Origin of the sequence: Thauera phenolivorans (genome assembly GCF_001696715.1) — a bacterium.
GTDB lineage: Bacteria > Pseudomonadota > Gammaproteobacteria > Burkholderiales > Rhodocyclaceae > Thauera > Thauera phenolivorans.
On sequence record NZ_MBFM01000003.1, the window covers coordinates 331,009 to 353,574 of the forward strand.

At 68.2% G+C, this 22,566-nt stretch carries 19 protein-coding genes and 3 tRNA genes; 6 read left to right on the forward strand and 16 right to left on the reverse strand.

From position 1 onward, the window contains the following. Nucleotides 1-45: 45 nt before the first annotated feature. Genes BB334_RS08465 through BB334_RS08475 form a run of 3 tightly spaced genes read left to right on the forward strand, consistent with a single transcriptional unit; the run spans nt 46 to nt 4,475 of the window. The gene (locus BB334_RS08465) at nt 46-2,436 is read left to right on the forward strand and encodes a DNA translocase FtsK (RefSeq protein WP_068807101.1); all 2,391 of its coding nucleotides are present in this window, start codon (nt 46-48) and stop codon (nt 2,434-2,436) included. Then, nucleotides 2,433-3,113, forward strand: coding sequence for an outer membrane lipoprotein chaperone LolA (gene lolA, locus BB334_RS08470; RefSeq protein WP_068807103.1), 681 nt, complete (start codon nt 2,433-2,435; stop codon nt 3,111-3,113). The genes BB334_RS08465 and lolA overlap by 4 nt, the downstream gene beginning before the upstream one ends. 6 nt (nt 3,114-3,119) lie before the next feature. Next, the gene (locus BB334_RS08475) at nt 3,120-4,475 is read left to right on the forward strand and encodes a replication-associated recombination protein A (RefSeq protein ID WP_068807106.1); all 1,356 of its coding nucleotides are present in this window, start codon (nt 3,120-3,122) and stop codon (nt 4,473-4,475) included. Between the two features lie 21 nt (nt 4,476-4,496). Here BB334_RS08475 and BB334_RS08480 read toward each other — a convergent pair whose 3' ends face one another. After that, complete coding sequence (locus BB334_RS08480; RefSeq protein WP_068807109.1) at nt 4,497-4,760, reverse strand: hypothetical protein; 264 nt, start codon at nt 4,758-4,760, stop codon at nt 4,497-4,499. A gap of 261 nt (nt 4,761-5,021) precedes the next feature. Here BB334_RS08480 and serS point away from each other — a divergent pair, with 261 nt between their 5' ends. Next, nucleotides 5,022-6,314, forward strand: a complete 1,293-nt coding sequence (serS, locus tag BB334_RS08485) for a serine--tRNA ligase (RefSeq protein WP_068807112.1) — start codon at nt 5,022-5,024, stop codon at nt 6,312-6,314. Nucleotides 6,315-6,387: 73 nt separating this feature from the next. On the opposite strand, the gene ggt is transcribed toward serS, so the two are convergent. The 3 genes from ggt to BB334_RS08500 form a co-directional block, all read right to left on the reverse strand. Beyond that, nucleotides 6,388-8,124, reverse strand: a complete 1,737-nt coding sequence (gene ggt, locus BB334_RS08490) for a gamma-glutamyltransferase (protein WP_068807115.1) — start codon at nt 8,122-8,124, stop codon at nt 6,388-6,390. 29 nt (nt 8,125-8,153) lie between these two features. After that, nucleotides 8,154-9,647 (reverse strand): AMP nucleosidase, encoded by a 1,494-nt coding sequence (locus BB334_RS08495; RefSeq protein WP_068807118.1) that lies wholly within the window; start codon nt 9,645-9,647, stop codon nt 8,154-8,156. A gap of 87 nt (nt 9,648-9,734) precedes the next feature. Then, nucleotides 9,735-10,853, reverse strand: coding sequence for a GTP cyclohydrolase II (locus BB334_RS08500; protein WP_232756695.1), 1,119 nt, complete (start codon nt 10,851-10,853; stop codon nt 9,735-9,737). A 367-nt stretch (nt 10,854-11,220) separates the two neighbouring features. Between BB334_RS08500 and BB334_RS08505 the strand changes: the two genes are divergently transcribed. Continuing rightward, complete coding sequence (locus BB334_RS08505; protein WP_232756696.1) at nt 11,221-11,832, forward strand: esterase/lipase family protein; 612 nt, start codon at nt 11,221-11,223, stop codon at nt 11,830-11,832. A gap of 74 nt (nt 11,833-11,906) precedes the next feature. Here BB334_RS08505 and BB334_RS08510 read toward each other — a convergent pair. From BB334_RS08510 to BB334_RS08545, 8 genes are all read right to left on the reverse strand, one after another. Continuing rightward, nucleotides 11,907-11,983 (reverse strand) — tRNA-Arg (locus tag BB334_RS08510). A 43-nt stretch (nt 11,984-12,026) separates the two neighbouring features. Further along, nucleotides 12,027-12,103: transfer RNA gene (locus BB334_RS08515), tRNA-Arg, on the reverse strand. A 64-nt stretch (nt 12,104-12,167) separates the two neighbouring features. Continuing rightward, a tRNA-Ser gene (locus BB334_RS08520) sits at nt 12,168-12,257 on the reverse strand. A gap of 74 nt (nt 12,258-12,331) precedes the next feature. Beyond that, nucleotides 12,332-12,691 (reverse strand): carboxymuconolactone decarboxylase family protein, encoded by a 360-nt coding sequence (locus tag BB334_RS08525; RefSeq protein WP_068807121.1) that lies wholly within the window; start codon nt 12,689-12,691, stop codon nt 12,332-12,334. Nucleotides 12,692-12,775: 84 nt separating this feature from the next. Continuing rightward, the gene (gene folE2, locus BB334_RS08530) at nt 12,776-13,585 is read right to left on the reverse strand and encodes a GTP cyclohydrolase FolE2 (protein ID WP_068807124.1); all 810 of its coding nucleotides are present in this window, start codon (nt 13,583-13,585) and stop codon (nt 12,776-12,778) included. Between the two features lie 67 nt (nt 13,586-13,652). Continuing rightward, nucleotides 13,653-15,515 carry a 1-deoxy-D-xylulose-5-phosphate synthase gene (gene dxs / locus BB334_RS08535; RefSeq protein ID WP_068807127.1) on the reverse strand — a complete coding sequence of 621 codons (1,863 nt, stop codon included), beginning with the start codon at nt 15,513-15,515 and terminating at the stop codon, nt 13,653-13,655. 26 nt (nt 15,516-15,541) lie between these two features. Beyond that, nucleotides 15,542-16,438, reverse strand: coding sequence for a polyprenyl synthetase family protein (locus BB334_RS08540; RefSeq protein ID WP_068807130.1), 897 nt, complete (start codon nt 16,436-16,438; stop codon nt 15,542-15,544). Next, complete coding sequence (locus BB334_RS08545) at nt 16,435-16,680, reverse strand: exodeoxyribonuclease VII small subunit (protein ID WP_068807133.1); 246 nt, start codon at nt 16,678-16,680, stop codon at nt 16,435-16,437. The genes BB334_RS08540 and BB334_RS08545 overlap by 4 nt, the downstream gene beginning before the upstream one ends. Nucleotides 16,681-16,804: 124 nt before the next feature. Here BB334_RS08545 and BB334_RS08550 point away from each other — a divergent pair, with 124 nt between their 5' ends. After that, complete coding sequence (locus tag BB334_RS08550) at nt 16,805-17,911, forward strand: aromatic ring-hydroxylating oxygenase subunit alpha (protein ID WP_068807137.1); 1,107 nt, start codon at nt 16,805-16,807, stop codon at nt 17,909-17,911. 104 nt (nt 17,912-18,015) lie between these two features. Here the strand turns inward: BB334_RS08550 and ispH are convergent, their stop codons facing one another. The 4 genes from ispH to ileS form a co-directional block, all read right to left on the reverse strand. Continuing rightward, nucleotides 18,016-18,954, reverse strand: coding sequence for a 4-hydroxy-3-methylbut-2-enyl diphosphate reductase (gene ispH / locus BB334_RS08555; protein ID WP_068807142.1), 939 nt, complete (start codon nt 18,952-18,954; stop codon nt 18,016-18,018). Between the two features lie 25 nt (nt 18,955-18,979). Next, nucleotides 18,980-19,414, reverse strand: coding sequence for an FKBP-type peptidyl-prolyl cis-trans isomerase (locus BB334_RS08560; RefSeq protein WP_068807154.1), 435 nt, complete (start codon nt 19,412-19,414; stop codon nt 18,980-18,982). Nucleotides 19,415-19,452: 38 nt separating this feature from the next. Then, entirely contained in the window at nt 19,453-19,965 is a 513-nt protein-coding gene (gene lspA, locus BB334_RS08565; RefSeq protein WP_068807157.1) for a signal peptidase II, read from the reverse strand. Further along, nucleotides 19,958-22,566: isoleucine--tRNA ligase (gene ileS / locus BB334_RS08570; RefSeq protein ID WP_068807964.1), on the reverse strand; the 2,609-nt coding region annotated here is incomplete at its 5' end. The genes ileS and lspA, both read right to left, overlap by 8 nt.

Below are 22,566 nucleotides of genomic sequence, written 5' to 3' on the forward strand. Positions count from 1 at the left end.
TTATAATCGCGCCTTGTCTCATCCCGGCTTCATGGCCGTTCCACGATGCAGTCTCGTTCCTCCCGTTCCCAGCCCCTTCCCGAAAAGATCTCCCTCCTGCTGCAGGAAGCGCGCTGGCTGATCCTCGGCGTCATGTCCCTCTACGTCGGCATCATCCTGCTCGGCTACAGCAAGGGCGACCCCGGGTGGTCGCACGCTGCCGAAGTGGCGCGCGTCGCCAACCCGGGCGGTCGCTTCGGCGCCTGGCTGGCCGACCTCCTGCTTTACCTTTTCGGGGTATCAGCCTGGTGGTGGGTCGTCTTCCTCGGCTACGGCCTGCTGTGGGGCTTCCGCCGGCTCAAGAACCGGGTGGTGCTCGATCGGCGCTCCTTCTTCTTCGTCTTCGCCGGCTTCCTCGTCGTGCTGCTGACCAGCAGTGCCCTCGAATACCTGCGCTTTCACGACCATGGCGCGGCGATCCCGCTCGAGCCGGGCGGCCTGCTCGGCATGGAGCTCGGCCTCCTGATGCAGCGCTACTTCGGCTATCTCGGCGGTACGCTGCTGCTGCTGGCGCTCATCACGTCCGGGTTGTCGCTGTTTACCGGGATCTCCTGGCTCGCACTGACCGAGCGTATCGGCTTCGCGATCGAACGGGCCATCGGGGGGCTGCAACAGCTCTGGCGGGCATGGCAGGAGCGCAGGGCAGGCCGCGAGCAGCAGAGCAAGCGCGACGCCGCAGTGGATGGCCGTCGCCGCAGCAAGGCCGCCGAGGCGCAGGCGGTGCCGCCGACGCAACGCGCCGCGCCAGCACCGGCGGTGCGGGCAAAGCCGTCGCGTGGCGAGCCGAGCGGGGGCGAGACGACGGTGCGCGAAGCCGATCCCGCCGCACCCGCCTTCCCCGAACCGCATGCTGCCGAGGCGCGCAAGCCCGCGCGTGGCGGGCGACAGCGTCAGCAGCCGCTGGTGTTCAGTGATGCGGGCGAGGGTGCGATCCCGCCGCTGGTCCTGCTCGACGCCCCCTCGGTCGACCTAGAGCCGCCCTCCGCCGAGGCGATGGAATACACCTCGCGCCTGATCGAGACGCGGCTCGGCGACTTCGGCGTCGAGGTCAAGGTGATCGCCGCCTATCCGGGGCCGGTCATCACCCGTTACGAAATCGAGCCGGCCACCGGGGTCAAGGGCAGCCAGGTGGTGAACCTCGCCAAGGATCTGTCGCGCGCGCTGTCGATGGTGTCGATCCGCGTGGTGGAGACGGTGCCGGGCAAGTCGTGCATGGCGCTCGAATTGCCCAATGCCAAGCGGCAGATGGTCCGCCTGTCCGAAATCATCGGCTCGCGCGCCTATCAGGAGGCCAGCTCGCCGCTGACGGTCGTGCTCGGCAAGGACATCGGCGGCCAGCCGGTGGTGGCCGACCTCGCCAAGATGCCCCACCTGCTGGTGGCCGGTACCACCGGCTCGGGCAAGTCGGTCGGTATCAACGCGATGATCCTTTCGCTGATCTACAAGAGCGAGCCGGAGCGGGTCAGGCTGATCATGGTCGACCCCAAGATGCTCGAGCTGTCGATCTACGAGGGCATCCCCCATCTGCTGGCGCCGGTCGTCACCGACATGAAGCACGCGGCCAACGCGCTGAACTGGTGCGTGACCGAGATGGACAAGCGCTACAAGCTGATGGCGGCGACCGGCGTGCGCAATCTCGCGGGCTTCAACAAGGCGGTGATCGAGGCGCGCAAGGCCGAGCAGCCGCTGACCAACCCGTTCTCGATCCGCCCGGAGAATCCCGAGCCGCTCGAGCCGCTGCCCTACATCGTGGTCATCGTCGACGAGCTCGCCGACCTGATGATGGTGGCGGGCAAGAAGGTCGAGGAGCTGATCGCCCGCCTCGCGCAGAAGGCGCGCGCCGCGGGCATCCACCTGATCCTCGCCACCCAGCGGCCTTCGGTGGACGTCATCACCGGCCTGATCAAGGCCAACGTGCCGACGCGGATCTCGTTCCAGGTTTCGTCCAAGATCGATTCGCGCACCATCCTCGACCAGATGGGCGCAGAGACCCTGCTCGGCATGGGCGACATGCTCTACCTGCCGCCGGGCACCGGTCTGCCGGTACGGGTGCATGGCGCCTTCGTGTCCGACGGCGAGGTGCACAAGGTGGTCGACCACCTGAAGGCGCTCGGCGAGCCCGACTATGTCGATGGCGTGCTCGAGTCGGCCGAGGACGATCTCGAGGCGGTGCTCGCCGAGGGCGGCGACGACGAGGCCGATCCGCTCTACGACCAGGCGGTCGAGGTCGTGCTCAAGACGCGCCGGCCCTCGATCTCGCTGGTGCAGCGCCATCTCAGGATTGGTTACAACCGCGCCGCCCGCCTGATCGAACAAATGGAGCGTTCCGGGCTCGTATCCTCCATGGGCAGCAACGGCAACCGGGAAGTGATCGTTCCCGCCAAGGAGACTGAATGAAGTTCGGAGCAGGGCGCCGCGGCGCCGTAAGAGGCGCAAGGACGCTTGCGGGGCTGGCGCTCGCCACGCTGGCGAGCACTGCCGCGCTGGCCGCCGATGGGGTGGAGCAGTTGCGCCGCTTCGTCGCCGCCACGCAGAGCGCGCAGGGGGAATTCGAGCAGACGGTGATCGCCAGCTCCGGGCGTAAGCCGCAGCATGCAGCGGGCAACTTCAGCTTCGCGCGGCCGGGTCAGTTCCGCTGGGAATACCAGCGTCCCTACCAGCAGTTGCTGGTGGGTGACGGCGAGCGGCTGTGGAGTTGGGATCGCGACCTCAACCAGGTCACCGTGCAGCGGATCGGCGATGCGCTCGGCGCCACGCCGGCGGCGATCCTGTTCGGCAAGGACGCGATCGACGATGCCTTCGCGCTCAGCGAGGGCGGTGCCAGCGGGGGCCTGAGCTGGGTCGAGGCGCAACCCCGGCGCGCCGACAGCGGCTTCGAGTCGGTGCGCATCGGACTCTCCGACGGCCAGCTGCGGCGCATGGAGATGCGTGACAACTTCGGCCAGTCCACGCAGATCGTGTTCACCCGATTGCAGTCCGACCCGCAGCTCGATCGCGCCCAGTTCCGCTTCGTGCCGCCGGAAGGGGCCGACCTGATCGGCGACGCGGGCGAGGCCGTACCGGCCGCCCGCTAGCGCCCGATGAGCGACCTCTTCGAGGGCGCCGAGGCGCCACGCGTGCCGCTCGCCGAGCGCATGCGTCCCACCAGCCTCGACGAGGTCGTCGGCCAGCGCCACCTGCTCGGGCCGGGCAAGCCGCTGCGGCTCGCCTTCGCCTCGCGCAAGCCTCACTCGATGATCCTGTGGGGCCCGCCCGGGGTCGGCAAGACCACCCTCGCGCGACTGATGGCGAAGGGCTTCGACGCCGACTTCATCGCCTTGTCCGCGGTATTCTCGGGCGTGAAGGAGATCCGCGAGGCGATCCAGCAGGCGCAGGCGGCGCGCGCGCGCGGCCGTCACACCATCCTGTTCGTGGACGAGGTCCATCGCTTCAACAAGGCCCAGCAGGATGCCTTCCTCCCCTACGTGGAGCAGGGCTTGGTGACCCTCATCGGCGCAACTACCGAAAATCCCTCCTTCGAGGTCAATTCCGCCCTGCTGTCGCGTGCCGCGGTGTATGTGCTGGAGTCGCTCGACGCCGAGGCGATGAACGAGCTGCTCGAGCGCGCGCGCCTCACGGCCTGCCCGACACTGGCACTCGAGGATGGCGCGCGCGAGCGCCTCGTCGGTTTCGCCGACGGCGACGCCCGCCGCCTGATCAACATCGTCGAACAGGTGCAGCTCGCCGCCGAGACCGCCGGCCTCAATCCGGTCGACGCGGAGTTCGTCGACCAGGCGCTGTCGCGCAACCTGCGGCGCTTCGACAAGGGCGGCGAGGCCTTTTTCGATCAGATCTCGGCGCTGCACAAGTCGGTGCGTGGCTCGGACCCGGACGCTTCGCTCTACTGGCTATGCCGCATGCTCGATGGCGGTGCCGATCCGCTCTATCTGGGCCGGCGGCTGATCCGCATGGCGGTGGAGGATATCGGCCTGGCCGATCCGCGCGCGCTCGAGATTGCGCTCAATGCCTGCAACACGTACGAGCGTCTGGGCTCGCCGGAAGGCGAACTCGCGCTAGCCCAGGCGACCGTCTTCATGGCCTGCGCGGCGAAATCGAACGCGGTGTACAAGGCCTATAATGCCGCGCGCCAGTTCGTCGGTCGCGACCAGTCGCGCCCGGTGCCGCTGCATCTTCGCAATGCGCCGACGAAGCTGATGAAGGGGCTCGGCTACGGCAAGGCCTATCGCTACGCGCATGACGAGCCCGAAGCCTATGCCGCCGGCGAGCGCTATCTGCCCGAGGGGATGGCCGCACCCGGCTGGTATCGGCCGGTACCGCGCGGGATGGAGGCGAAGATCGCGGACAAGCTCGCCCGACTGCGGCAGCTGGACGAGGCCGCGGCGGCGCGGGAGGGAATGGAAGGGAGGGAGGAAGGCCCGCACGCGGCGGGCTCGTGATGCGTGAAGCCGCCGCGGCGCTCAGTGGGGCAGGGGGTGGTCGGCCATGAAGCGGGCGACGAGTCTGCGGGCACGCTCAGCCTTCTCGCAGTCGCCGTCACGGTCGGCACGCTCGACCAGGTCGAGCATGCAGTGCGTGAGCACCAGCACGCCTTCGGGTGTCTGCACCAAACCGCAGGCAAGCTGGGCAGCGCTCGCATCGGGGATGTCTTCGTGTTCGGCGATCAGGGCGACCTCGTCGTCGGTCAGATCGCAGTAATCCAGACAGTCGCGCATGGACAACATTTTGGTCTCCTCCTCGAAATCTGCAGGCCGCCTGCGGCGGCGCGTATCACTCTCTTGAGAGTAGTGCCCAGATTGGGAAGGGCAAGAAAAAGCTTTTGTGGAAAAACAGAAAACCTGATTTATTCATTAAATGACCTTGTGCCGATCCGCTTCGTCGCTCGCACCGGAAAACGCTTCACCTCAGCGGCTTCGCGCCGTTCCTTGAAGTGAAGCGCGAAGGCGACGGGTGGTCGCGGCAAGGGAGCCCCAGGGGGAATATCGATGCTGGACATTCAACTGCTGCGTACGCAGATCGACACCGTTGCGGCCCGTCTCGGCAGCCGCGGATTGCAGTTCGACACCGCCGCGTTTCTCGCCCTCGAGGAAGAGCGCAAGCGGCTGCAGACGCGCACCCAGGAACTGCAGGCGCAGCGCAATGCGCTCTCCAAACAGATCGGCATGCTGAAGGGCAGGGGCGAGGACGCCTCGACGGTGCTCGCCGAGGTCGGCCGCCTCGGTGACGAACTCAAGGCGTGCGAGCAGGCGCTGCCGGCGCTGCTCGAGAAGATCAACGACTTCACCGCCGCGCTGCCCAACCTGCCGCACGAGAGCGTACCGGTCGGCGGGGACGAGGCGGGCAATGTCGAGGTCCGTCGCTGGGGTACGCCGCGCAGCTTCGACTTCGAGGTCCGCGACCATGTGGACGTGGGGGCTCCGATCGGGCTGGAGTTCGAGACCGGGGCCAGGCTGTCCGGCTCGCGCTTCTCCTTCCTGCGCGGCCCGATCGCGCGCCTGCATCGCGCGCTCGCTCAGTTCATGCTGGATGTGCAGACGGTCGAGCACGGCTATACCGAGTGCTACACGCCCTACATCGTCAACCGTGAGGCGATGGTCGGCACCGGTCAGCTGCCCAAGTTCAAGGAAGACCTGTTCTGGGTGCTGCGCGGCGGCGACGAGGAGGGGCTCGAGCAGTACCTGATCCCCACCGCCGAGATCCCGCTCACCAACAGCGTGCGCGAACAGGTGCTGGCCGCCGACGCGCTGCCGATCCGGCTCACCGCGCACAGCCCCTGCTTCCGCTCGGAAGCGGGCAGCGGCGGACGCGACGTGCGCGGCATGATCCGCCAGCATCAGTTCGACAAGGTCGAGATGGTGCAGATCGTGCAGCCCGAGACGAGCTATGCGGCGCTCGAGCAGATGGTGGGCCATGCCGAGGCCATCCTGCAGAAGCTCGGCCTGCCGTATCGGGTGATGGCGTTGTGCACCGGCGACATGGGCTTTTCCGCAGCGAAGACCTACGACCTCGAGGTGTGGCTGCCGGCCCAGAATACCTATCGTGAGATCTCGAGCTGCTCGAACTGCGAGGCCTTCCAGGCGCGCCGCATGCAGACCCGGTTCAAGAACGCGCAGGGCAAGAACGAACTCGTTCACACCCTGAACGGCTCCGGCCTGGCGGTCGGGCGCGCCCTGGTCGCGGTGATCGAGAACTACCAGCAGGCGGACGGCTCGGTGGTGGTGCCCGAGGTGCTGCGGCCCTACATGGGGGGGCTGGAGGTGATCGAAGCGGTCCTGTGACCCGGCCCGGCTGCGCACCGCTCGGCGCGCGAACGGAGCGGGAAGGCGGGCGGCTGCGGCCGCCCGCCTTCGTTTACTGCTTCTGCACGATCGCGCTGCCGCCGCCGTGACGCAGCGGTTCGCTCGCCGCGGTGACGCTGCCGTCCGGATTGAACTGCAGACCGTTGGCAGCGCCGATCTGGTCGGTCTCGGTCCACTGATGGCCGAGGCGTTCGAGCGCGACGGCCTGTGCGCTGCCCGGGAAGCCGAGCAGGGTCTCGACCTGGGTGCGGTCGGCGTTGCGCTGGCTCATGCGCGGCGCGGCGATCGCGTCGGCCAGGCTCATGCCGAGGTCGACATGGTTGACGATCGTCTGCAGCACGGTGGTGATGATGGTGGCGCCGCCCGGCGAGCCGATGGTGAAGGCCGGTTCGCCGCCGCGCAGCGCGATCGCGGGGCTCATGCTCGAGCGCGGCCGCTTTCCAGCCTCGGCCACGTTCGGGTGCGGACCGCTGAAGTCGAAGTCGGTCATCTCGTTGTTGAGGATGAATCCGCGTCCCGGCACGACGATGCCGCTGCCACCCCAGGACTCGATGGTGAAGGTATAGGCGACGACGTTGCCCTCACGGTCGGCGACCGCGAGGTGGGTGGTGTGGGCCGGCTCGGCACCGAGCGCGGCCGGCCTGGGCCGCAGCGGGACCGACAGGTCGTGCTGGAACAGGTAGGGGTCGCCCTGGGCCACCGGGCCCCGCGCGGCAGCGGGGCCGATCAGCTGCGCGCGCTCGCGTGCATAGGCCTTGGAAAGCAGCCCCTCGCGGGGCACGTCGGTGAACTCCTCGTCCGCGACGTAGGCGTTGCGGTCGGCGAAGGCGAGCCGCGAGGCCTCGAGGTAGAGGTGCTCGACCTCGTCGCGCGGCAGCTTGGAGAGGTCGAAGGTCTCGAGGATGTTCAGCGCCTGGGCCACCGCGATGCCGCCGCTCGAGGGCGTCGGCATGCCGTAGATTTCGTATCCACGATAGGTCGAACGAACCGGCTGGCGAAGCCGGGTCTCGTAGTCGCGCAGGTCGTTGAGCGTCATGCGGGCGCCGAGTACCTCCACGCCGGGTCGGGTGGGCGGCTGGTTCGCGGCGGCGACGATGTCGCGCGCCATTTCGCCCTCGTAGAAGGACTTCACGCCGCCGCGCGCGATCTGGCGGTAGGTCTCGGCGAGATCCGGGTTGCGGAACTGGCGGCCGAGCGGCAAGGCTCTGTCGTCCTCGAGGAAGAGCTCGCTGGTGCTGGTGAAGCGGGCGAACTTGGCTTCGTTGAGGGCGTTGATGCGATGGAAGTTGGGGCCGACCGGGAAGCCCTCGTCGGCGATGCGGATCGCCGGCGCCAGCACCCGCTCGAAGCCCATCGTGCCATAGCGCGCGAGCGCCTCGTGCCAGCCGCGCACGGTGCCGGGCACGCCCACCGAGATGCCGTGGGGCACCGCCTCGCGCCACGGCAGCGGCGTGCCTTCTGGCTGGAACACCGCCGGATTGAAGTAGGCGGGCGCGGTTTCGCGGTGGTCGAGGGCGATCACCCGCTTGTCGCGCGCCGAGTAGATCAGCATGAAGCCGCCGCCGCCGATGCCGCAGCTGAAGGGGTCGGTGACGCCGAGGGCGGCCGCGGCGGCCACCGCAGCGTCGATCGCGTTGCCGCCGGCGTCGAGGATCTCCATCGCCGCCTCGCTGGCGGGGCCGGAGATGGTGGCGACCGCGCCGCCGTGGCCGGTGTCGACCGGCTGCCCGGCCAGCGCTCCGAAGGCGGCCATCATCAGCAGGGTTGAGAGCAGGGTCTTCTTGTTCATGGGATCTCCTCGGGAAGGGCGGGACTGGCCTACTGGAAGGCGACTTCGGCGAAGCTGCGAAGCTTGCGGCTGTGGAGGCGGGCGAGGCCGTCGCGCCGCAGCAGCTCGACCGCACGGATGCCGATGCGCAGGTGCTGGTCCACCCGCTCGCGGTAGAACTGGTCGGCCATGCCGGGCAGCTTGATCTCGCCGTGCAGCGGCTTGTCGCTGACGCACAGCAGGGTGCCGTAGGGCACGCGGAAGCGGAAGCCATTGGCGGCGATGGTCGCCGACTCCATGTCGAGCGCGACCGCGCGGCTCTGGCTCAGGCGGTGCTCGGGCGCCTCGGGCAGGCGGTCGGAGGGCAGCAGCTCCCAGTTGCGGTTGTCGGTGCTCGCCACCGTGCCGGTGCGCATGATGCGCTTGAGCTCGTAGCCGCTCAGACGGGTGATCTCGGCTACCGCTGCCTCGAGTGCGAGCTGGATCTCGGCCAGCGCCGGCACCGGCACCCAGGGCGGCAGATCGGCGTCGAGCACGTGGTCGTCGCGCACGTAGCCGTGGGCGAGCACGTAGTCGCCGAGCTGCTGGGAGTTGCGCAGTCCGGCACAGTGGCCGAGCATCAGCCAGGCATGGGGGCGCAGCACCGCAACGTGATCGGTGATCGTCTTCGCGTTCGCCGGGCCGACGCCGATGTTGATCATCGTGATGCCGCTGCCGTCCTCGCGCACCAGGTGGTAGGCGGGCATCTGCGGCGGGCGGGGGGGCGGGCTGCCGCGTTCGTCGCCGTCGCGGGGCGGCAGGTCGGCACGACGCGTGACGACGTTGCCCGGCTCGACGAAGGCGAGGTAGCCGTGCTCGCCGCCTTCCATCAGTTCGCGCCCGAGGCGGACGAACTCCTCGATGTAGAACTGGTAGTTGGTGAACAGCACGAAGTTCTGGAAGTGCGCGGGCGAGGTGCCGGTGTAGTGGCGCAGGCGCTGCAGCGAATAATCCACCCGGGCCGCGGTAAACAGCGCGAGCGGCAGCGGTTCACCCGGCCCCGGCCGGTGGGTGCCGTTGACGATGCCGTCATCCATCGCCGCGAGGTCGGGCAGGTCGAACAGGTCGCGCAGCCGAAGCCGGCGCTCGGCGCTCAGGCTGCCCTCGAAGTGGTCCTCGGGATCGAAGGCGAAATGCACCGGCACCGGCTGCGTGCCGATGCCGATTTCGAGCGGCACCCGGTGGTTGGCGAGCAGCAGGCGGAACTGCTCGTGATAGTAGTCGGCGAACAGCGTGGGCGCGCTCAGCGTGGTCTGGTAGCAACCGGGGCCGGCGACGAAGCCGTAGCTCAGGCGTGAATCGGCGCGCACCACCGTCTCGGTGCGCAGCCGCACGCAGGGATAAAACGCACGCACCCGCCGCGCCATCGGCTCGCCGCCGATGAAGCGGCGCAGCCGGTCGCGCAGGTGAGCGATGGCGGCGTCGTAGATCTCGGCGACACGGGCGAGCGCGGCGTCGGGGTCGTCGAAGCGGGTCGGGGCGACGAAGACGGGTTCGTCGTACATGGCGGACCGTTCCTGTGTTGCACCCCGGGGCGGGGCTCGGAACGATCCTACAGGATGCGGATGACGGCCGCGATCGGCGTTCGGCAGTCAGCGCTCGCCGCTGGGGCCGCCGTCGCTGTTGCCATCCTCGTCCGCCGCACGCGCCGGGATGACTTCGCCCTGCTCGTTGAGCAGGTCGTGCAGCCAGTGTCCGTGGCGGTCGGCCTTGGTGCTCAGGTAGTGGCGGTTGTGCGCGGTGAGCTGGCCGTAGATCGCCTGGCGGCCCACGACCCGGGTGCCGGCGCGGCGCAGCGCCTCCACCTTGGCGGGGTTGTTGGTCAGCAGCTCGATGCTCGACACCCCGAGCTGATCGAGCATGTCGTGCGCGGTGCGGAAGTCGCGCTCGTCCTTGCCGTAGCCGATCACCTGGTCGGCGTCGATCGTGTCCAGGCCCTGGTCCTGGAGCTGGTAGGCACGCAGCTTGTTGCCGAGACCGATGCCACGACCTTCCTGCGCGAGGTAGAGCAGGATGCCGCCGCTCTGGGCCTGGATCGCAGCCATCCCACGACGCAGCTGGGCGCCGCAGTCGCAGCGCATGCTGCCGAAGATGTCGCCGGTAAGGCAGGCCGAGTGCAGGCGCACCGGCACCGCTTCCTGCCAGTTGGCGCGTTCGCCGATGAGGATCGCGACGTGCTCGTGCAGCGCGTCGGTCTCCCGGAACAGCACGAAGCGGGTGTCGCCGATCGCCGGCAGGGGCACGCGGGCGTCGCTCACGCGCAGCAAGGGGGCAGGGCCGCTGGCGCAGAGCGCGGCCGCCGCCTCCAGGTCCACCGCGAGCAGGCTGCCGTTGGCGAGCTGTTCCGCGACCGCATTGGTCTGCCCGGGCGCGACCGGCAGGGCGAGCGCCGCAGGCAGCATCTGCGCCCGGCGCAGCAGGCGCAGGGCGACCTGTGCAACCGGCGAGGCAGGCAGGGCGGCGATGTCGTCGGGCAGGCCCTCCAGCCGGCTGCTGGCGAGTTCGCGCAGCGCGCGGGCGTCGGGGACGGCGTCGAAGGACAGTGCCGCTGCCTCCTCCGTGATCGGCAGGCCGAGGCTGGCCATGCGGTGGCGGCTCAGCACCAGCATCGGCGGGCTGCCGGCGAGCGCGCGGGCGGCGGCGAGGGCTTCCTCGCGCAGACACTCCAGCGGATGGATCAGGGTGTCGACCTCGGCTGTACGCAGCAGCACGGGCAATCCACGTCTCAAATCGAAAACGGCGCGCTCGGCTTGGCGCATCATTGTTCTCCTGTCTGGGCAGTACATGCCGATGCCCGGACCGGCGCCGCCGCGGAGGGCGACCGCCATCCCAGGCACCTTGCGTTCTACGGTAAGGTTCCTTGCAGCGCTTTCCGGCCCGCGCGGTGCGCGGCCGGACGGAAGTCCGCCATTATCGCCCGAGGAGGGGCCAATGCGCCCGCATTACCGACTTTTCGCGCGAGCAGGGGGGCACACGCTCGCTCCCGGGCAGGCGCCGACGTTGCGACAGGGGGGCGTGGAAAGCATCCCGGGGCCTGCGCCGCGGCACACCAGGGCCGGTGCCGGGTCCGAGGCGATCGTGCTGGTCCACGGCCTGTGGATGCATGGCCGCATGTTCACGCTGCAGCGGCGGCGTCTGGCGGCGCGTGGCTACCGGGTGGAGTGCTTTTCCTATCCCTCGGTGCGAAGCGGGCTGGACGCGACCGCCGATGCGCTCGCGCGCTTCATCGCCGGGATCGACGCCGCCCGCGTTCATCTGGCGGGCCACAGCCTCGGCGGCCTGGTCGTGCTGCGCATGCTGGCCCGACATCGTCTGCCGAGCCTGGGGCGAGTGGTGCTGCTCGGCGCGCCCTGCGCCGGCTCGAACAGCGCCACGGTGCTGCGGCGGCTGCCGCTGCTGTCCGCCATCCTCGGGCGCGCGATCTGCGAGTGGCTCGATGCGCCGCCTCCCGTGCTCCAGACCGGGCTCGAGATCGGCGTGATCGCAGGCACCCGGAGCCTCGGCCTCGGTCGCTTCCTGCCCGGCCTGGCGGTACCGAACGACGGGGTGGTGGCGGTGAGCGAAACGCGGCTGGCGGTCGCGACCGACTCCGTGCTGCTGCCGGTGGGGCACACCGAGATGCTGTTCTCGCGAATGTGTCTCGAGCAGATGCTGGCCTTCGTGTGCGAAGGGGGCTTCAGGCACGGATGAGCGGGGCCCGCCGAGGATCCGGTGCGATCCAGCGCCGGAAAAGAAAAGGGCTCCCGTGAAGGAGCCCTCGATGGTGGCGCGCCCGGAAGGATTCGAACCTCCTACCCCCTGGTTCGTAGCCAGGTACTCTATCCAGATGAGCTACGGGCGCTTTCTACTGCTGTGGTATCCGGCTTTTGCCGAATGCCTCTGTCTGGCGCGCCCGGAAGGATTCGAACCTCCTACCCCCTGGTTCGTAGCCAGGTACTCTATCCAGATGAGCTACGGGCGCTTTTTCTTCGTCTTCGAAGGAGCGGCATTATAGCTGCCGATATCGCTTCTTCAAACTGTTTTCTTGGCGGAGAGGGTGGGATTCGAACCCACGGTAGGCTCGCACCTACGCCTGATTTCGAGTCAGGTACATTCGACCACTCTGCCACCTCTCCGCTCGAAGGTCGGCATTATAGGGCGAACCTTGAAAATTGCAAACCTTTTTTCGAGGCTCGCTCCATCGTGCGGATCACGCCGACTGGTTGGCCTGGGCGGCGAATTCGTCGTAGGCATGCACCGCTTCCGCCGCGTACATCAGCGCCGGGCCGCCGCCCATGTAGGTGCACACACCGAGGGTCTCCATCAGCTGCTCGCGGGTGACGCCAAGCCGGACCAGGGCCTTGACGTGGAAGCCGATGCAGGCCTCGCAGCGCTGGCTGACAGCGATCGCGAGCGCGATCAGCTCCTTCTGCAGCTCGGACAGGGCGCCGTCCTTCAGCGAGCTCTGGGCCATCGCGCCGAAACCCTGCATGGTCTGCGGAATTTCCTTGCGCATCGCGGCCATGCCGCGCGAAACATGGGTAGTGATCTGGGTGAAGGACTTGGTCATTTGCTTCGGCCTCGTTTAAGGAAGCGCTTATCTTACGCCGCCGGTGCAGCGCAGCCAATCGTGCCGCGGCCGTGGGTCGCGCCTTCAGGCTGTGGTGCGCTTGTCGCGCTCGATCAGCGCGTAGGCCGAGTGGTTGTGGATCGACTCGAAGTTCTCCGATTCGACCACGTAGGCGTCGATCCGGGGCTCGGCTTCGAGCATCGCGGCGACGTCCCGCACCATGTCCTCGACGAACTTCGGGTTGTCGTAGGCGCGCTCGGTGACCCACTTCTCGTCGGGGCGCTTGAGCAGGCCGAACACCTCGCACGACGCCTGTTTCTCGACCAGGCGCACGATCTCCTCGATCCACAGGTGGTCGTTGAGGGTCGCGGTGACGGTGACGTGCGAGCGCTGGTTGTGCGCGCCATAGGCGGAGATACCCTTGGAGCAGGGGCACAGGCTGGTTACCGGTACCACCACCTTGAGCGTGAAGCGGTACTCGCCGCGGGCGCGGATCTCGCCGGTGAAGGTGACCTCGTAGTCCATCAGCGAGCGCACGCCGGACACCGGCGCGGTCTTGTTGATGAAGTAGGGAAAGCTCATCTCGACATGGCCGGTCTCGGCCTCGAGCCGCTCGACCATCGCGCGAAGCATGGGCTCGAAGCTCTCCACCGAGATCTCGCGCTCGTTGCCGTTGAGGATGTCGACGAAGCGCGACATGTGCGTGCCCTTGAAGTCGTGGGGCAGGCCGACATACATGTTGAACGTGGCGACGGTGTGTTGCACGCCGCCCTCGCGCTCGGCGACGCGGACGGGGTGGCGGATCGACTTGATGCCGACCTTGTCGATCGCGATACGACGGGTGTCCGCGCTGCTCTGGATGTCGGGGATGGCGCAGGCGGCCGGGGAATTCATTTCGGTACTCCGTGGGTAGTGCGGCTGGTGCCGGGGCGGGGCTCGCGTCCCGTTTCCAGGCAGCGGCTCAGCGTGCGTTCGACCGGAGGCGCTCGATCGCGGCGATCACGCCGGCTTTGTCGAGGCCCGCCGATGCCAGCAGCTGGGCCTGGTCGCCATGGTCGATGAAGCGATCGGGCAGCCCCAGCCGAAGCATGCGCGGACGCTCGGCGAGGCCTTCGACGACGCGCGACACCTCGGCGCCGGCGCCGCCGATCACCGCGTTCTCCTCGAGGGTGACGAGCAGCTCGTGGCTGGCTGCGAGTTCGGCGATCAGGGCCTCGTCGATCGGCTTCACGAAGCGCATGTTGGCGACGGTGGCGCCGAGTTCCTCGCCGACCCCGAGCGCGGTGTCGAGCAGACTGCCGAAAGCGAGCAGGGCGATGCCGTTGCCCTGGCGACGGATCTCGCCCTTGCCCAGTGCCAGCGCGCTCATCGTCTTCGCCGGCGTGACGCCGCGCCCGCTGCCGCGCGGATAGCGGACCGCGGCGGGGCCGTCGTGGCAGAGCGCGGTGTACAGCATCTGCCGGCACTCGTTCTCGTCCGACGGTGTCATCACCACCATGTTGGGGATGCACGCGAGATAGGAGAGGTCGTAGGCGCCGTGGTGGGTGGCGCCGTCCGCGCCCACCAGGCCGCCACGGTCGATCGCGAAGACGACCGGCAGGTTCTGCAGCGCGACGTCGTGGATCAGCTGGTCGTAGCCGCGCTGCAGGAAGGTGGAGTAGATCGCCACTACCGGCCGGACGCCCTCGCAGGCCAGTCCGGCGGCGAAGGTGACCGCATGCTGCTCGGCGATGCCGACATCGTGGTAACGGTCGGGGAATTCCTTGGCGAAGCGCACCAGCCCCGAGCCCTCGCGCATCGCCGGGGTGATCGCGACCACGCGGGGGTCGGCACGGGCGACATCGCACAGCCAGTCGCCGAAGACCTGGGTGTAGGTCGGCTTGGACGGCGCGCTGGCGCTCTGGATGCCCGCCGTGTGGTCGAATTTCGACACCCCGTGATAGAGGATGGGATCCGCCTCGGCGAGCTTGTAGCCCTGTCCCTTCCTCGTGATCACGTGCAGGAACTGCGGGCCCTTGAGCTTCTTCAGGTTGTGCAGGGTGGGGATCAGGGCGTCGAGGTCGTGACCGTCGATCGGGCCGAAGTAGTTGAAGCCGAATTCCTCGAACAGGGTGCCCGGGCCGATCATGCCCTTGACGTGCTCCTCGACCTTGCGTGCGAGCTCCTTTACCGGCGGGGCGATGCCGAGGACCTTCTCGCCGACCCGGCGTGCGGTGTTGTAGGTCGAACCGGACAGCATCCGGGTGAGGATCTTGTGCAGCGCGCCCACCGGCGGCGAGATCGACATCTCGTTGTCGTTGAGGATGACGAGAAGGTTGATGTCATCCATGTCGCCGGCGTTGTTGAGGGCCTCGAAGGCCTCCCCGGCCGACATCGCGCCGTCGCCGATCACGGCGATCGCATGTCGCGGTTCGCCGCGGTCGCGGGCGGCGACCGCCATGCCGAGCGCGGCCGAGATCGAGGTGGAGGAGTGCGCGGTGCCGAAGGTGTCGTACTCGCTCTCGCAGCGGCGCGGAAAGCCCGAGATGCCGCCCCAGTGCCGCAGCGAGGCCATCGCCTCGCGCCGACCGGTGAGAATCTTGTGGCCATAGGTCTGGTGGCCGACGTCCCACACGATGCGGTCGTAAGGCGTGTTGAAGGCACGATGCAGGGCGATCGTCAGCTCGACCGTGCCGAGGTTGGACGACAAGTGGCCGCCAGTCTTGGATACCGATTCGATCAGGAAGGCACGCAGTTCGTCCGCGACGTCGCCGAGTTCGCGGCGGTCGAGCGCACGCAGGTCGGCGGGGCAGCTGATGCGCTCCAGATGCGGGTAGGGGGACATGAGGCGGTCCGGAAGTTGATTCGAGGTCAGAAGGTGCGGTGCACGATGAAATCGGCGAGGGCGACGAGACGGTCCGCGCGCGGACCGAGCGGGGCCAGGCAGGCGCGCGCGCTGTCGAGCATTTCTGCCGCCAGTCGCTTCGCCTCGTCCAGGCCGAGCAGGCTGACGTAGGTCGGCTTGTCGTGGTCGGCGTCCTTGCCGGCGGTCTTGCCCAGGGTGGCGGTGTCAGCCTCGGCGTCGAGGATGTCGTCCACCACCTGGAACAGCAGGCCGACGATGCCCGCATAGTGGTCGAGACGGGTGAGCGTTGCGTCCGGCAGCGGCTTGCCGGCACGCGCGCCGAGCAGCACCGCGGCACGGATCAGCGCGCCGGTCTTGTGGATGTGCATGAACTCGAGTTCGCTGCGTTCGAGCGCCTTGCCTACCGAGGCGAGGTCGATCGCCTGACCGCCGGCCATCCCGCGCGAGCCCGAGGCGGCCGCGAGCAGGCCGACCATCGCGAGCTGCGCGCTGGCGCTGTCGGCGAGTTCGAGGTCGGTCAGCGTCTGGAAGGCGAGTGTCTGCAGCGCATCGCCGGCCAGCAGCGCGGTGGCTTCGTCGTACTCCACGTGCACCGTGGGCCGGCCGCGACGCAATACGTCGTCATCCATGCACGGCATGTCGTCGTGCACCAGCGAGTAGGCGTGGATCAGCTCGACCGCGCAGCCGAGGCGGTCGAGGCGCTCGACCGGCGCGCCGGAAAGCTCGCCGGCGGCGTGCACAAGCAGCGGGCGTACCCGCTTGCCGCCGCCGAGCACCGCGTAACGCATCGCCTCGTGCAGCCTTTCGGGCGCGATCGCGGCATCCGGCAGCACTTCGGCGAGGGCGGTCTCGGTGCGCAGCTGGATGTGCGCCATCCAGTCGGAGAAGCCGATTCCGTTCATTGCTCCTCCCCGCGCGCTTCGGCCTCGGCGAAGGGGACGAGTTCGTCGCCCTCGAGCTGGCGCACGCGCTGCTCGGCCGCGTCGAGCGTGCCCTGGCAGAATTTGAGCAGGCCGTTGCCGCGCTGGTAGCGGGCGAGGGCGTCCTCCAGACTCAGCTGGCCGGACTCCATTTCCTGGACGATGGTCTCCAGCTCGGAGATCGCCGCTTCGAAAGACTTGGGGGACGATGCCGCTCTTGGCATGGGTCGATATCCGGCGCGGGAAAAGCGGGAAAATAACCGATCGACCGTCTGGCGGTCAAACTCGGGCTGGCTTACACTTGCCCGTTTTGTTTCGGGTTTCTGATCCCAACGGGGAGGTTCGGTCATGTCCGACATCGCTTCCAAGGCCGATCTGGCGCCCGCAGTCACGCAACTGCCGGTGTCCTGGTATTTCGACGAGAAACTTTTCGAACAGGAGAAAAAGCTTCTCTTCGATGCCGGTCCCGGCTACGTCGGGCATGGGCTGATGGTACCGGAGCCGGGCAATTATCGCTCGCTCGAGTGGCTCGATCACTCGAAGCTGCTGTTCCGCACCGATGCCGGCGTGCATCAGCTCTCCAACGTCTGTCGCCACCGCCAGGCGATCATGCTCGAGGGCAGTGGCAGCGCCGAGCACATCGTGTGCCCGGTGCACCGCTGGACCTACGATCGCGAGGGCGAGCTGATCGGTGCGCCGCATTTCGCCGACAAGCCCTGCCTCGGGCTCGAGCGCGACGCGCTCGAGGACTGGCACGGTCTGCTGTTCAAGGGGCCGCGTTCTGCCCACGCCGACCTCGCCGGCATGAACGTGGCGCCGGCGCTGGACTTCTCCGGCTTCAAGCTCGACCGCGTCGAGATCCACGAGTGCAAGTACAACTGGAAGACCTTCATCGAGGTCTATCTGGAGGACTACCACGTCGTCCCCTTCCATCCGGGTCTCGGCAACTTCGTGACCTGCGACGACCTCAGCTGGCAGTTCGGCGACTGGTACTCGGTGCAGCAGGTCGGCATCACCTCGCTGGCCAAACCGGGCTCGCCGACCTATGCCAGATGGCACAAGGCGGTGCTCGACTACTACGGCGAGAAGAAGCCCGAGCATGGCGCGATCTGGCTCACCTACTACCCCAACATCATGGTGGAGTGGTATCCGCACGTACTGGTGGTGAGCACCCTGATCCCGACCGACGTCGACAGGACGACCAACGTGGTGGAGTTCTACTACCCGGAGGACATCGTCGAGTTCGAGCGCGAGTTCGTCGAGGCGGAGCAGGCGGCCTACATGGAGACGGCGATCGAGGACGATGAGATCGCCGAGCGCATGGACCGCGGGCGCTTGGCGCTGATGAAGGAGGGTCGCAGCGAGGCCGGCCCCTACCAGTCGCCTTACGAGGACGGGATGCAGCACTTCCACGAGTTCTACCGGCGCGTCATGGGGGCGCATCTGCCGCGATGAAAGGGCGCCCGTAGCGGCGGCGAACGCCGCGTCCCGCGCCGTAGGCGAGGCGTTCGCCGCTGCTGCCGGGATGGGTGGGACGCGCGCCGGGGCGGCGGCCGGCTTCAGCGAACGTCCTGCAATTCCTTCGGCAGCGGGAAGGTCACTTTCTCCGGCACGCCGTCGAGATTACGGACCGCGCTGCCGCTGAGTTCCTGCAGGCGCGCGATCACCTCCGCCACCAGCACCTCCGGCGCCGAGGCCCCGGCGGTGACGCCGATACGGCGCTTGCCGGCCACCCAGGCCGGGTCGATGCCGGCGGCGTTGTCGACGAGGTAGGCCGGCACGCCGCGAAGTTCCGCCACCTCGCGCAGGCGGTTCGAGTTCGAGCTGTTCTTCGAACCCACCACGAACACCACGTCGGCGTACGGGGTCATGAACTTCACCGCGTCCTGGCGGTTCTGCGTCGCGTAGCAGATGTCGTCCTTCTTCGGGCCCGCGATGCTGGGGAAGCGCTCGCGCAGCGCGGCGACGATGGCGGCTGCATCGTCCATCGACAGCGTGGTCTGGGTCACGTAGGCGAGCCGGTCGGGGTCTGCGACCTGCAGCGCGGCTACGTCGTCCGGCGTCTCCACCAGATGGATGCCGTTCTTCACCTGCCCCATCGTACCTTCCACCTCGGGGTGGCCCTTGTGGCCGATCATGATCAGTTCGCGGCCCTGCTCGCGCATGCGCGCGACCTCGATGTGCACCTTGGTCACCAGCGGGCAGGTCGCGTCGAACACCCGCAGGCCGCGGCGCTCGGCTTCCTCCCGCACGGCCTGGGAGACCCCGTGGGCGGAGAAGATCACCGTATTTCCGGCGGGCACCTCGTCGAGCTCCTCGACGAAGATCGCCCCCTTTTCGCGCAGGTCGTCGACCACGAACTTGTTGTGCACCACCTCATGGCGCACGTAGATCGGCGCGCCGAAGCGCTGCAGCGCGCGTTCGACGATCTCGATTGCGCGCTCGACCCCGGCGCAGAAGCCGCGCGGGTTGGCGAGCAGGATTTCCTTGTCGGTCATGTGCGTTCTCTTTCGGGGGTGGCGTTCACAGCGCGCCGATCACTTCCACCTCGAAGCGGATCGCCTTGCCGGCGAGCGGGTGGTTGAAGTCGATCAGCGCCGACTCGGCGTCGATCTCGCGCACCAGGCCGGAATAACGCTGACCGTCGGGCGCGGTGAACTCCATGATGCTCATCGGCTCGATCTCCTCGTCCGGCATGTGGGCGCGCTGGACGCGCTCGACCAGCTCGGGGCGGTGGGCGCCGAAGGCGTCCTCGGGCTCGAGCTCGAAGACGTGGAAACTGCCGGCGCTGAGGCCGACCAGCAGCTTCTCCAGGCTGGGCAGCATCTCGCCCGCGCCCAACTGCAGGGTCGCCGGTGTGCCCTCGAAGGTGCTGATCAGCGGCTGGCCGTCGGGCAGGCTGATGCGGTAGTTGAGGGTGACGAGGCTGGTCGCGGTGATCGTCTGGGGCTGGCTCATCGTGGTTCTCCGAAAACGGGCGCTGCCGGGCGGCGCGCTCAGCGCGGGCTGCGGAACTGGCCCCACAGCATCAGGGCGACGCCGAGGGTGATCGCCGCGTCGGCCAGGTTGAAGGCCGGCCAGCTGTAGCCCGCGTAGTGGAAGTGCAGGAAATCGACCACCGCACCGTGGATCAGGCGGTCGTAAACGTTGCCGACCGCGCCGCCGATGATCAGCGCGAAGGCGCTGGGCAGCAGGCGCTCCTCGCGATGGCGGTGCAGCAGCGCGAGCAGCCAGCCGCAGATGACGACAGCGAGTCCGGTGAAGAACCAGCGCTGCCAGCCGCCGTGATCGGCGAGGAAGCTGAAGGCGGCGCCCGGGTTGAACAGCAGCACGAGGTCGAAGAAACCGGTCACGGGGATCACCTGGCCGGGGATCAGGCTGTCGAGCACCCATTGCTTGGTGAGCTGGTCGAGCACCGCGACCAGCACGGACAGCGCGAGCCACGGCGCCATCGCGAGCGCGGTGGGGCGGGAGGGGGGCGTGAGCATGCGGGGCAGGACGTCAGGCATGGTGGCGCGTCTCGCCCTCGCCGAACAGGTTGCTCGTGCAGCGGCCGCAGAGGGTCGGGTGCTCGGCGTCGCTGCCGACCGATTCGACGTAGTGCCAGCAGCGCTCGCACTTCTGCGCCGCGCTCGGCGTGGCGGCGATGCGTTCGTCCTCGACCAGGTCGACCTCGGCAAGCCGTGCGGCCGAGGTCATCGTGACGAAGCGCAGGTCGTCGCCGAGGCTGGTCATCGCGGCGTGCTTGTCGGCGCTCAGGCGAAGCTCGAGCTCGGCCTGCAGCGAGGCGCCTACCTTGCCCTCGGTGCGCAGCGCCTCGATCACCTTCAGGCCCTCGGCACGTACCGCGCGGATCGTCTCCCAGCGCGCGACCAGGCCGTCCTCGCCTTCCTGCGCGGGCAGCGCGTGGAAGGTGTGCAACATGATGCTGTCGGGTTCGCCGCCTCCGGTCGCCGGGTTCAGCACCGCCCAGGCCTCCTCCGCGGTGAAGGACAGGATCGGCGCCATCAGCTTGAGCAGCGTCTGGGTGATGTGCCACAGCGCGGTCTGCGCGGCGCGGCGCGGCAGGCCGTCGGCCCGGGTCGTGTACAGGCGGTCCTTCAGGATGTCGAGATAGAAGGCGCCGAGGTCCTCGGCGCAGAACACCTGCAGCGCCTGCACGATGCGATGGAACTCCATCTTCGCGTAGTCGGCTTCGGCCTGCTGCGCGAGGCGGCGGGTGAAGGCCAGGGCGTAGCGGTCGATGTCCATCCATTGTTCGAGCGGCACCGCGTCGCTGGCAATGTCGAAGTCGGCGGTGTTGGCGAGCAGGAAGCGCAGGGTGTTGCGGATGCGGCGATAGACCTCCACCACGCGGTCGAGGATTTCCTTGGAGATCGACAGTTCGCCCGAATAGTCGGTCGAGGCCACCCACAGGCGCAGGATCTCGGCGCCGAGCTTGCTCGTGACTTCCTGCGGCACGACCACGTTGCCGAGCGACTTGCTCATCTTGCGGCCGGCGCCGTCGACCGCGAAACCGTGGGTGAGCAGGCTGCGGTAGGGCGCGTGGCCGTCGATCGCGCAGCCGGTGAGCAGCGACGAGTGGAACCAGCCGCGGTGCTGGTCCGAGCCCTCGAGGTACATGTCGGCGCGCGGGCCTTCCGGGTGACCGTCGTTGTGCGAGCCGCGCAGCACGTGCTTGTGGGTGGTGCCCGAGTCGAACCAGACGTCGAGCGTGTCGCTGATCTTGTCGAAATGGGCGGCTTCGGCGCCGAGCAGGTCCGCCGCGTCGAGCTTGAACCAGGCCTCGATGCCTTCCTTCTCGACACGCTGTGCCACGTCTTCCATCAGTTCGACCGTGCGTGGATGCAGCTCGCCGGTCTCCTTGTGCAGGAAGAAGGGGATCGGCACCCCCCAGTTGCGCTGGCGCGAGATGCACCAGTCGGGCCGGTTGGCGATCATCGCGTGCAGGCGGGCCTGGCCCCAGGCGGGGTAGAACTTGGTGGCTTCCACCGCGCGCAGCGCACGCTCGCGCAGGGTGGAGCCGTCGGCGGCGAGCTTGTCCATGCCGACGAACCACTGTGCGGTGGCGCGATACACCAGCGGCGTCTTGTGGCGCCAGCAGTGCATGTAGCTGTGCATGGTCCTGCCGTGCGAGAGCAGGGCGCCGACCTCGGCGAGCTTGTCGACGATCGCCGGGTTGGCCTTCCAGATGTTCATGCCGCCGAAGAAGGGGAGGTCGGGCACGTACTCGCCGCCGCCCATCACGAGCGACAGGATCTCCTCGTTGCTGCGGCCGTAGGCGCGCCAGGCGTTGAAGTCGTCCACGCCGTGCGCGGGCGACGAATGCACGATGCCGGTGCCGGCATCGATGCCGACGTAGTCGGCCAGATAGACGGGCGACACGCGATCGTAGAGGGGGTGGCGGAACTCGACGCGATCGAGCGCCGCGCCCTTGGCGGTGGCGACGATCCTGCCCTCGAGCTGGAAACGCTGGAGCGCGGATTCGACCAGCTCCTTTGCCAGCATCAGCAGTCGATCCCCCACGTCGACCAGCGCGTAGTCGAACTCGGGATGGGCGTTCAGCGCCTGGTTGGCGGGGATGGTCCACGGGGTGGTGGTCCAGATCACCGCGGCGGCGGGCTTGTCGAGCTTCGTCAGGCCGAAGGCCTCGGCGAGTTTCCCGCTATGCGCGTCCGATACCGGGAAGGCGACGTCGATCGTCGGCGACTGCTTGTCGGCGTATTCGACCTCGGCCTCGGCCAGCGCCGAGCCGCAGTCGAAACACCAGTTCACCGGTTTGAGGCCCTTGAACACGTAGCCGTTCTTCGTCATCTCGGCCAGCGCGCGGATTTCGTTGGCCTCGTTGGCGAAGTCCATCGTGCGGTAGGGGTTGTCCCACTCGCCGAGCACGCCGAGGCGGATGAAGTCGGCCTTCTGGATCTCGATCTGTTCGGCGGCGTAGGCGCGGCACAGCTCGCGGACCTTGTCGGCGGGCAGGTTCTTGCCGTGGGTGACCTCGACCTTGTGTTCGATCGGCAAGCCGTGGCAGTCCCAGCCCGGGACGTAGGGTGCGTCGAAGCCGGCGAGCGTCTTCGAGCGCACGATGATGTCCTTGAGGATCTTGTTCA

Excerpts from the sequence above, each read along its gene's own strand:
- BB334_RS08465 (WP_068807101.1), top strand. The coding sequence starts at position 46 with ATGCAGTCTCGTTCCTCCCGTTCCCAGCCCCTTCCCGAAAAGATCTCC.
- lolA (WP_068807103.1), top strand. The coding sequence starts at position 2,433 with ATGAAGTTCGGAGCAGGGCGCCGCGGCGCCGTAAGAGGCGCAAGGACG.
- BB334_RS08475 (WP_068807106.1), top strand. The coding sequence starts at position 3,120 with ATGAGCGACCTCTTCGAGGGCGCCGAGGCGCCACGCGTGCCGCTCGCC.
- BB334_RS08480 (WP_068807109.1), bottom strand. The coding sequence starts at position 4,760 with ATGTTGTCCATGCGCGACTGTCTGGATTACTGCGATCTGACCGACGAC.
- serS (WP_068807112.1), top strand. The coding sequence starts at position 5,022 with ATGCTGGACATTCAACTGCTGCGTACGCAGATCGACACCGTTGCGGCC.
- ggt (WP_068807115.1), bottom strand. The coding sequence starts at position 8,124 with ATGAACAAGAAGACCCTGCTCTCAACCCTGCTGATGATGGCCGCCTTC.
- BB334_RS08495 (WP_068807118.1), bottom strand. The coding sequence starts at position 9,647 with ATGTACGACGAACCCGTCTTCGTCGCCCCGACCCGCTTCGACGACCCC.
- BB334_RS08525 (WP_068807121.1), bottom strand. The coding sequence starts at position 12,691 with ATGACCAAGTCCTTCACCCAGATCACTACCCATGTTTCGCGCGGCATG.
- folE2 (WP_068807124.1), bottom strand. The coding sequence starts at position 13,585 with ATGAATTCCCCGGCCGCCTGCGCCATCCCCGACATCCAGAGCAGCGCG.
- dxs (WP_068807127.1), bottom strand. The coding sequence starts at position 15,515 with ATGTCCCCCTACCCGCATCTGGAGCGCATCAGCTGCCCCGCCGACCTG.
- BB334_RS08540 (WP_068807130.1), bottom strand. The coding sequence starts at position 16,438 with ATGAACGGAATCGGCTTCTCCGACTGGATGGCGCACATCCAGCTGCGC.
- BB334_RS08545 (WP_068807133.1), bottom strand. The coding sequence starts at position 16,680 with ATGCCAAGAGCGGCATCGTCCCCCAAGTCTTTCGAAGCGGCGATCTCC.
- BB334_RS08550 (WP_068807137.1), top strand. The coding sequence starts at position 16,805 with ATGTCCGACATCGCTTCCAAGGCCGATCTGGCGCCCGCAGTCACGCAA.
- ispH (WP_068807142.1), bottom strand. The coding sequence starts at position 18,954 with ATGACCGACAAGGAAATCCTGCTCGCCAACCCGCGCGGCTTCTGCGCC.
- BB334_RS08560 (WP_068807154.1), bottom strand. The coding sequence starts at position 19,414 with ATGAGCCAGCCCCAGACGATCACCGCGACCAGCCTCGTCACCCTCAAC.
- lspA (WP_068807157.1), bottom strand. The coding sequence starts at position 19,965 with ATGCCTGACGTCCTGCCCCGCATGCTCACGCCCCCCTCCCGCCCCACC.